We start from the raw sequence: 2,189 nt of genomic DNA on the forward strand, positions 1-2,189 counted from the left end.
CAATACCAGCGCACAGCCCAAAGAATGATTTCGCCCTGAAAATGCCGACCATGGAAAGGATTCATATGCTGCACCTTTAGCTAAAACAGTCTTCAGCTTACCATTCGTGGTTATTTGCAACAGTGCCAAATAATTTAGGTTGGTACTTTGCTTTGCTTTTTCCATTACTAATTTGACAGCCACAGACGCAAAGTGACTCGACTTTAAAGTGTGGCTAAAGCCAAAATTTAAAGCATCGAGTACCCTTTGTTATTTTATCTAAAAAAAAGATAAACAATTGATTTTAAATACAAAATTAATATAACCGTTTGGTTGCTTTGTAACCAAATGACTGCTCTGTTTGAACTAAATACTTTGTTTAAGGACAAGGTGTTTCATGTTTATTTTAATTTTTTTGAGTGTGGTTTTATGGGCAAATGATCTTTTACAAATGGCTCTGAACTTGGATTTTCATATCATTGCTGAAATTTTAAAGCTGCTATCGATTGAGCCGCAGTTTTTGCTGACTATTAATATTAATTTTAATAATAAAAAAGACAAGTGATGCATAAATTCGACCAGCTACAGCCTTCTGTGGTTGGTCTTTTAAATTAATGCGCTGTGTTTGGGATAGCGTCAAAGAAAAAACTTATGATTGGTGCCAGATCGACCCTAAAAAACAATAAGCCCATCGGAATGGGCTTATTGTCAGTCGTTTTGAGCCAACTTTTTAGCTTAAATCACTAACCTCTGAGATTCGAAGCTATAGTTTTTAGGTTTTAATAATAATTTTAATTAGTAATTCCGCCTTCTACTCGCCCACTAACATCTTCATAAAATAGTAATAATGCATAGATTTTAGGAAGCATTTTGTCTGATTTATAATTATTTTCAGCTTGCTTAAATATAACCTGACTCCATGTGCTGTATAGCTTATATTTTTTTAGTTCACTTAACTTTCCATCCAGTGCCAACTGCTTAATATTTCCATTTGGATTATTTTGATACCTATAATCATCAGGAATAAAATTCAAACTACTATAATTTTCAACTAGCCCATCAACAACCACACACGCTTTTTTTTCTGATGGAGAAGTAGGTTTACATATTCCTGTTTTGATCTCCTCTCTATTATTCATCACCCAATTAAAGAAAAGCCATTCTTTACGTTGTATAAACTTATACATTTGACCAATACTATTTCGATCATATTTTAATTTTTTTGCATTTTCTGTTTCTCTGTATTCTAAGTTTTTCGAATCATCACACAAACTTAATAACACCGAAGGCACAGCTTCATTCGTTATTTTTTTAGGGGATTGTTTTGTACTTTGACTTTCAGTATTTTTTAGACCTCCAATTAATGAAAAATCACTATCATATTTATAAATAATATCATCTAGATAGAAAGACTGATTTTTACAATCAACAGTAAGCCGTGATAAAAATTTAGTTTTATATTCTTTTTCTTCAACATACATAGAAGCACTCACCTGTTTAGGTGGCGAACTAACTAAAATAGAATTTTTATCTAGATACATTGAATCATTTAACGGTTGCCAATCTGCTTTTTGTGCATTTGCTAGCGGTATCAGACATGCACTTAAAGTAAAAATTAGTAATTTTTTCATTTGTTCCTACGTTTTTTGTCCAAAAATACATCAAAAATGAGATATAGCTCAACAGCCTAACCTTATTCCATAACTTTGTTTAGGCTCATTTATTTCTTTAACTTGTTGACTTGCATTTCTAGCATTTGTAATTGCTCGATCAAAGCTTTGTTTTGTGTCTTGAAGCCTCTAGTTGATCGTTCAAGTTGTTCACCTGCCGTACTAAGTTGCTCAAGTTGGTGCTTCTCGTTTGGTCAGCTTCCCTGATTACAAAGCTTTCTTTTGCTTCATAACGAAAGATACAGAGCATCCTGAAGGGTGCGAACTTTGGAGATTTTGCTTTTCAAAAAGTATGAGCGAAGCGAATTCGTAGTTGCTTTTGATTTTGGATATTACAAAGAGTATTAACTAAAAAACTGCCCCACGAAGCGAGGAACGAGCTTCAATAGAGTACGAGTTTTAGCGAGTACATACAATCACGTTATTTTTATACTTAATCTGCCTGTGCTCAAGGTCTGGTGGACATTTACCTTCCCGTTTTAACCGTGATAAAGCACGTCCATATGTGGGTGCTTTATCCGTGTTGATCACTTGTGGAAT

2 protein-coding genes and 1 pseudogene are annotated in these 2,189 nt (G+C 33.7%); 1 reads left to right on the plus strand and 2 read right to left on the minus strand.

The window, feature by feature from the left end:
- Positions 1–376: 376 nt before the first annotated feature.
- Positions 377–544: a hypothetical protein gene (locus FTU46_RS16545; protein WP_180105349.1), complete on the plus strand. Its 168-nt coding sequence runs from the start codon at positions 377–379 to the stop codon at positions 542–544.
- A 226-nt stretch (positions 545–770) separates the two neighbouring features.
- Here the strand turns inward: FTU46_RS16545 and FTU46_RS16550 are convergent, their stop codons facing one another.
- Together FTU46_RS16550 and FTU46_RS16555 are read right to left on the minus strand one after the other, a co-directional pair.
- On the minus strand, positions 771–1,610 hold the full coding sequence (locus tag FTU46_RS16550; protein ID WP_180105350.1) for a hypothetical protein: 840 nt from the start codon (positions 1,608–1,610) through the stop codon (positions 771–773).
- Positions 1,611–2,063: 453 nt separating this feature from the next.
- Positions 2,064–2,189: pseudogene (locus tag FTU46_RS16555) on the minus strand (DDE-type integrase/transposase/recombinase); the annotation flags it as partial.

The sequence above is a fragment of the Acinetobacter sp. YH12108 genome, assembly GCF_013419055.1.
Taxonomy (GTDB): Bacteria; Pseudomonadota; Gammaproteobacteria; order Pseudomonadales; family Moraxellaceae; genus Acinetobacter.